Here is a 6,406-nt window from a genome sequence, read left to right on the forward strand (position 1 = left end):
AATGTAGGAATTCCTGTTGATTTACCCTCGAAATCTAAAATTTTATTGCATGATGCTATCGAGTGGCGTCGGTCTTACATAATAATGAAAATAGATAAAAAAAAGGTTCGTGAAATTTTGCACGTTTACATTAAAAATTATAACAGGAAATAAAGCAAAAAAACATAGTTTTATCGAAATTTGCTGATAAGTATTATTTATCAAATCATAAGACATTTGTATCTAACAGGAAAATGTATTTCATTAACAGGATGCCGTCTTAGTTTGTATCCAAATCAGTCGTCCAGCCAAAGCAATGGCACCCGAAGCCAAACCAGCAATAAATCCCACCCAGTATCCAAACGCTCCCCAAGCAGGAAAATGAGATAAAATAATGCCAATAGGAAGTCCAATAACCCAATAAGAGACAAGGGCTACGACAAAGGTAATGGTTACATCCTTGTAGCCACGCAGGACACCTTGAATGGGTGCGGCAATGGCATCAAACAGTTGAAAAAAAGCGGCATAAAGTAAAAAATGCTCTGTCAGTTGCAGTATGTTCCGATCATTTGTATACAAAGCAGCCACTTTTTCACTACCTAGCCATAACCCAGCCGCACAGACCAGTGCCACAATAAGCGAAAATCCGATACCTACATGGGTATATTGCCTGGCATCGTGCAGTCTTTTCGCCCCTACTTCAAATCCCACAACAATGGTTAAAGCCATACTCATACTGAGTGGAAGCATATAGACCATTCCGGCAAAATTGCTTGCCGCCTGATGAGCAGCAATCGTTAATGTTCCGAATTTGGCAACTAAGATGGTTACGACGCCAAAGATACTTGTTTCGCAAAAAATGGCAAAACCAATGGGAATGCCGATCTGGAGCAATTCCTTCCAGGCTGACAAAGATATTTGATAACAGGTGCGAAATATGCCGTAATCATGAAAAGGCGCTCGCAAGTGGATCACGCAAATCAAAATAGCAGCGATAACCCAATAAGTAATCGCCGAGGCATACCCAGCCCCTACTCCGCCGAGACGGGGAAACCCATATTTTCCAAAAACGAGCAAATAATTAAACACTACATTAATAGGCAAGGCACAAAGAGTAATAACCATCGTGATACGCGTATAACCCAGCGTATCAATAAAATTGCGTAATGTTGTGCTGACAAATAGCGGCATAATGCCGAAAGCTATGGCACCTAAAAAGCCATAGGCAATATTTTTTACAGCCGGTTCTAGCTGCATCAAATCCAAGGCAGGCAGCAGTGTCACCGCACCAACAATGAGAACAAGCACAGCTAAAGCCAATGCAAGATAAACACCTTGCATGAGAATAAAAGGCATTTCTTTATTACGGCCAGCCCCATTTAGTTGGGCTATAATCGGTGTAACAGCTATTAATATACCGTTAATTCCAGTAAAAATAGGTAACCAAACATTGGCACCAATGGCGACACCTGCTAAGTCATTTTGACTGGCATGACCAGACATCATGGTGTCAAAAAAGCCGATGGAACATAAGGCAATTTGCGTAATAAGAATGGGAAGTAAAATAATGAATAGTTGACGAATCTTCTGCTTCATTGTATAGGTTTGATTCATAGTAAGATACCTCTGTTTCTAAAAAATAGCTCGCTCTTTCTTCGTATTTCTTCACTATTTTGCTCAATTCCTTGTTTTAAATTTTTTTCGTTAAGTCAACAAGGAAAAAAACGCGTGTTTGCGGAATTGTTTGTATGAGTAAGTAAGTGAGGTGTTACTGTTATATGAGCCATGCTGCGAAAGACTTTGTACTACGCGAAAATAAGTTTATTGAAGAAAATGATAAGTTGACTGAGAAAAGCAAAAAAAGGCTGAAAAAATCAAAAGCTGACAATACGCTAAAGGCTTATGAAGCCGATTGGCTGGATTTTTATGAATGGTGCTACCATGCTGGTCTAAAGGTTTTGCCAGCAGAACCTGAAACAATTGTAAATTATATCAATGATTTAGCTGATAATGCCAAGGCCAATACCGTTTCGAGACGCCTTAGCGCCATTTCAGAAAATCATAAGGCCGCTGGATTCGAAGAAAACAACCCCTGTCGGAGAGGCCTTGTCAGAAATGCCTTAGATGCGATTAAACGTGAAAAAGGCACCATTCAACGAGGAAAAGCGCCACTTTTACTGGAAGATTTACAAGATATTACACCTCATTTTGATATTTTAGATATTGCTGGAATTCGTGATAAAGCATTAGTGTTAACAGGGTTTATGGGGGCTTTCCGTCGTTCTGAATTAGTCAAGATCGATGTAGAAGACCTCACTTTTACCCGTGACGGAGTCATAATTTTAGTGCATCACTCCAAAGGCGACCAAGAAGGTCAAGGCGAATATGTTGCCATTCCTTATAATCCCGATTCAACAGTGTGTGCCGTTGTAGCCTTAAAACATTGGATGAATGCCGCGAAACTGACGGCAGGTCCGCTTTTTCGACCACTAAACAAATATAAACAATTACGACCACGTCGGCTTACAGATAAATCCGTCGCTCTCATTGTAAAAAAATACGCCGCTCTTGCTGGTCGCAATGCGGCAGATTTTGCTGGTCATAGTTTAAGGCGGGGATTTGCTACAAGCGCGGCACAACATGATGTAGATGAAAGAACCATCATGCATCAAACACGCCATAAATCAGAAAAAATGGTTCGCCGTTATATCGAACAGGGAAATTTATTTAAAAATAATGCCCTAAACAAGATGTTTTAATAAAAAAGCAGAAACCCCGGTTAAGCAAAATATTGGACTTGGCATGCTGCCCTATTATGATAATTTTAATAAAGAGTATCAAATTGATATTCTTTATTAGATAGCTTCTTATAGACTAATTTCTGTCTGAAAAACAATCACTGCTTGTCCACCAATTTTTACTTGACTAGGGGAACCACCAACAATATCTACTTGAACTTCTATAATGCCGCTGCGCCCAATTGCTGAGCCTTGTTCACCTTTATATTTAAAAGTTACACCATTATGTTGCACTAATTGATGCTTAACAAGATAAGCACCGAGAGGACCATTTGCATTGCCTGTGACCGGATCTTCAGCAATGCCGATGGCAGGTGCAAACATCCTGCCATGAGTCAGCACTTCGGGAGTGATTGAATCAAGGGTGAAAACAAAATAGCCATTGCAGTTTATGTTTTTACTGAGTTGTTTTAATAGTGTCAGGTCTGGTGTTATGGTGTTCAATTTTTTTATGGATTTAATACCGATTATAACTTTGGAGTGTCCAGTCAATACGATTTGTATAGGGCACCGTTCATCCATTTCTTCTTCAGATAATCATTTCTAACCCATTTCGATATTGCCATTCATTGTCCTGCGAATAAAATTTTCTATATCATTTCAAATAAAAAAAGCCCGTACATAACTATTATGCTATGTATGAACTCTACTTGATCCCCTATCTCGTCCCAAGCTAAGATAGGAGATCATATAGGATATTTGGTTATTTGGAAGTCCTTTTTAATTTGTGAGCCTCATATCTTTTCTTTCCTTCTTCAAACGCCGCTTCTTCTTCAGAAGTTTCTATTACGAGCTCTGGTAAAATATTAGGTCTTCCTTTTTTATCTAAGGATACCATGGTAAAAAATGCTGATAGAGCCTTGTTCCGTCCTTCGCATTCTAAATCTTCAACCTCAACAGTCACTGCTACTTCCATTGAAGATCTTCCAGCATAGACAACTTGTGCCGTACAAATAACCAAATCACCGATAAGTATCGGCAGATGAAATTCCAGCTCATCTACTCGCGCTGTCACAACATTAGAACGAGCAAACCTTCTTGCTGCAGCATAGGCTGTTGAATCCATCAATTTTATAATTTCACCGCCGTGAATATTTCCTGCAACGTTGGCCTGACTTGGCATCATAACTTGACTAATGACTAGCTTCGACTCAGATGAAGATTTTTTCATAAGATCACTCTCCTCTTTTTACTAGTAAGGCTTTTTTTATATTCTATCGACCTGGCTTCTGAGCCCGAATAAACGCGCTGACCAATACTCCATTCCATTTGGCATATTCCTCATTCATTGCGTCAGGCATAAAAGGATTCGCTAATAAATTGGCTACATCATAGGTCCTGGTGATTTCAAGTCCGATATTTTCAAACCCTGCTTGGACTAACTTTACCTTATATTCTTCATCAACAAGTGTGCCAGCCAAACAGCCGATTCTAACCAGTAGCTTTTTCTTTATGCCGTCGGGTAGCGGCATGGTAGTAATAATATCAGCTACAGCTAACCGTCCTCCTGGTTTCAAAACGCGATAAATTTCACGGAACACCTGATCTTTATTAACAGATAAGTTAATCACACAGTTAGAAATAACAACATCCACAGCCGCTTCTGACAAAGGAATGGCTTCAATATGACCTTTTAAAAATTCGGCGTTTGTGATCCCCGTCCTAGCTTTATTGGCATTTGCCTCAGCCAACATCTCTTCTGTCATATCCAGTCCATAGACTTTACCATATTTCCCTACTCGACGAGCAGACAACAAAACATCAAGCCCTGCACCGCTACCCAAATCCAGTACAATTTCACCGGGATGCAATTGCGCTAGTGATGTAGGATTACCACATCCAAACGAAGTATTTACCATTTCTGTCGGTAAACAAGCCACCTCATTAGGAGTATACAAACCGTCAGTAATCATGCTGGCAAAACTGTTATCTAAACTTTTTTTCACTGTAATCGCTTTAGCATATTTTTGACGAATCTCTTTATGTATTTCATCACGATCCATCATTTACCCTCCTACTCCAATTCTTTTCACGCTAAGCTTTCTGAACCGATGTTCCTGCTCAATCTGCCGCCTAAGAATCAGACGGCAGATTGAGTAAAACAAAGTTAATTTTGTTCACGTTGCTGTTTAGACCGATTTTTACGAACATAATAGATGGCTATACCAAAAATAATGGCCACAGTCACGAGGCTTGCTTCATGTCCATAGTCACGTAAAATATGCCAATTTTCCCCCAAAACCATACCGGCATAAATAATAGCAATCGTCCAGGGAAGAGAACCAAGCAAGGTATAGAGCATAAACTTCGGAAAATTAACTTTGGCAAAACCAGCCGGAAGGGAAATAAATGTCCGTACAACAGGTAAAAGTCTGGCAAAAAAAACAGCAAACAAACCGTATTTATCAAACCAATCCTGAGCCAGACGAATTTTTCGTTCTGATAATAATACGTACTTTCCATATTTATAGACAAAACGTGGTCCGCCGTAATAACCAATATAGTAAGATACAGCTGAACCAAGCAGACCACCCAGTATGCCATAAAAGATGGCTAAGTTAAAGTCTAATTGACCACGAAATACTAAATATCCTGCAAAACCAAAAATGAGTTCACTAGGAATAGGAATATTGGCACTTTCTAAGGCCATTCCAATTAAAATAGCCGGATACCCCCATACTTCGATATAGCTTGTCACAAATTGGAACAATTGTTCCATGAAAAAGTCCCCCTTTAGTGTAATCATTGAAAATAGGTTGTCCATTTTACTGCGAAATAAAAAGACTCCCGGCATGGCCAAGAGTCTTTCGGATGCACAATTTTATTATATATGATTTAGACAATAAAAGCATGCTAAATAATTGTCACAGCGTAAATTTCTTATATTTCTTGCACGGCAATGGTACGCGTGGCTACCATATCCACTCCTGAATTTAAAATATTCGCATAAACAACTTCACCTTCATGAACAGGAGCCGCTACTGTAATTGTTGATAAACAACGGGCACAGGAAATGATTTTTTCTTTTGGTAAAGCTGTTTGGGATATAACAGGTAGTAACGGTAAGGTGCCACCTGTTATTCGAATAGTAGTTGTGAGCATTCGTTGCGGTGCTGTGACTTCATTGCGCGCATATTTGATACCACGCTGGCAGGTAAATCCAACAATATCTTTAATCTGTCCGCTTTCAAAAATTACTTTTCCTTCACAACTCATGGGACATACAATACAGCTTACACGCTGTTCAGACATGTTCATACTTTCGCCCCCTGTTGTTCGAGGGATACATTGATTTCCTCTCTCATATCGGCCAATTTATCAATAGGAATCTTTACAACAATCATTTCACCTGGTTTAACTATGAGCATTTTGCGTGTAAGAAGTAGTTCAGCGCCACTTTTTACATTCAATATTATCTGCTTTTCTGTTTTTCTTACGCGCATAAATAATTCAATAGGCTCTTTTTCTGCACTTACCCTAATTTGCTGCGGTACAATGGTGCGCAGGCCCTGCCCGGGTCGAACTGCAAAAAAATGATAATTCGCAGTAAGCTTATTTTGTGCATAAAGTGCAGCGGATTTACCGGCTATTTCGCCTTCTTCAGATACAAAGTCTACAAGGTCATGGAC

General features: G+C 39.5%; 6 protein-coding genes and 2 pseudogenes. 1 reads left to right on the top strand and 7 read right to left on the bottom strand.

Features of this window, described 5'->3' with window-relative positions:
* Positions 1-243: 243 nt before the first annotated feature.
* Positions 244-1,593, bottom strand: a complete 1,350-nt coding sequence (locus Ga0466249_RS24150) for an MATE family efflux transporter (protein WP_215832059.1) — start codon at positions 1,591-1,593, stop codon at positions 244-246.
* Positions 1,594-1,757: 164 nt separating this feature from the next.
* Between Ga0466249_RS24150 and Ga0466249_RS24155 the strand changes: the two genes are divergently transcribed.
* Entirely contained in the window at positions 1,758-2,738 is a 981-nt protein-coding gene (locus tag Ga0466249_RS24155; RefSeq protein ID WP_215832060.1) for a site-specific integrase, read from the top strand.
* Positions 2,739-2,846: 108 nt separating this feature from the next.
* Here Ga0466249_RS24155 and Ga0466249_RS24160 read toward each other — a convergent pair.
* The 6 genes and pseudogenes from Ga0466249_RS24160 to Ga0466249_RS24185 all read right to left on the bottom strand — a co-directional run.
* A pseudogene (locus Ga0466249_RS24160) lies at positions 2,847-3,302 on the bottom strand (PhzF family phenazine biosynthesis isomerase); the annotation flags it as partial.
* Positions 3,303-3,480: 178 nt separating this feature from the next.
* The gene (locus Ga0466249_RS24165) at positions 3,481-3,948 is read right to left on the bottom strand and encodes an acyl-CoA thioesterase (protein ID WP_215832062.1); all 468 of its coding nucleotides are present in this window, start codon (positions 3,946-3,948) and stop codon (positions 3,481-3,483) included.
* Between the two features lie 43 nt (positions 3,949-3,991).
* Positions 3,992-4,783, bottom strand: coding sequence for an arsenite methyltransferase (gene arsM, locus Ga0466249_RS24170; RefSeq protein ID WP_215832063.1), 792 nt, complete (start codon positions 4,781-4,783; stop codon positions 3,992-3,994).
* Positions 4,784-4,884: 101 nt separating this feature from the next.
* On the bottom strand, positions 4,885-5,496 hold the full coding sequence (locus Ga0466249_RS24175; protein WP_215832064.1) for a DedA family protein: 612 nt from the start codon (positions 5,494-5,496) through the stop codon (positions 4,885-4,887).
* A 161-nt stretch (positions 5,497-5,657) separates the two neighbouring features.
* Positions 5,658-6,035, bottom strand: a complete 378-nt coding sequence (locus tag Ga0466249_RS24180; RefSeq protein WP_215832065.1) for a DUF1667 domain-containing protein — start codon at positions 6,033-6,035, stop codon at positions 5,658-5,660.
* A pseudogene (locus Ga0466249_RS24185) lies at positions 6,032-6,406 on the bottom strand (pyridine nucleotide-disulfide oxidoreductase); the annotation flags it as partial. The pseudogene Ga0466249_RS24185 and the gene Ga0466249_RS24180, both read right to left, overlap by 4 nt.

Source organism: Pelorhabdus rhamnosifermentans (assembly GCF_018835585.1).
In the GTDB taxonomy this organism is placed as follows: Bacteria; Bacillota; Negativicutes; order UMGS1260; family UMGS1260; genus Pelorhabdus; species Pelorhabdus rhamnosifermentans.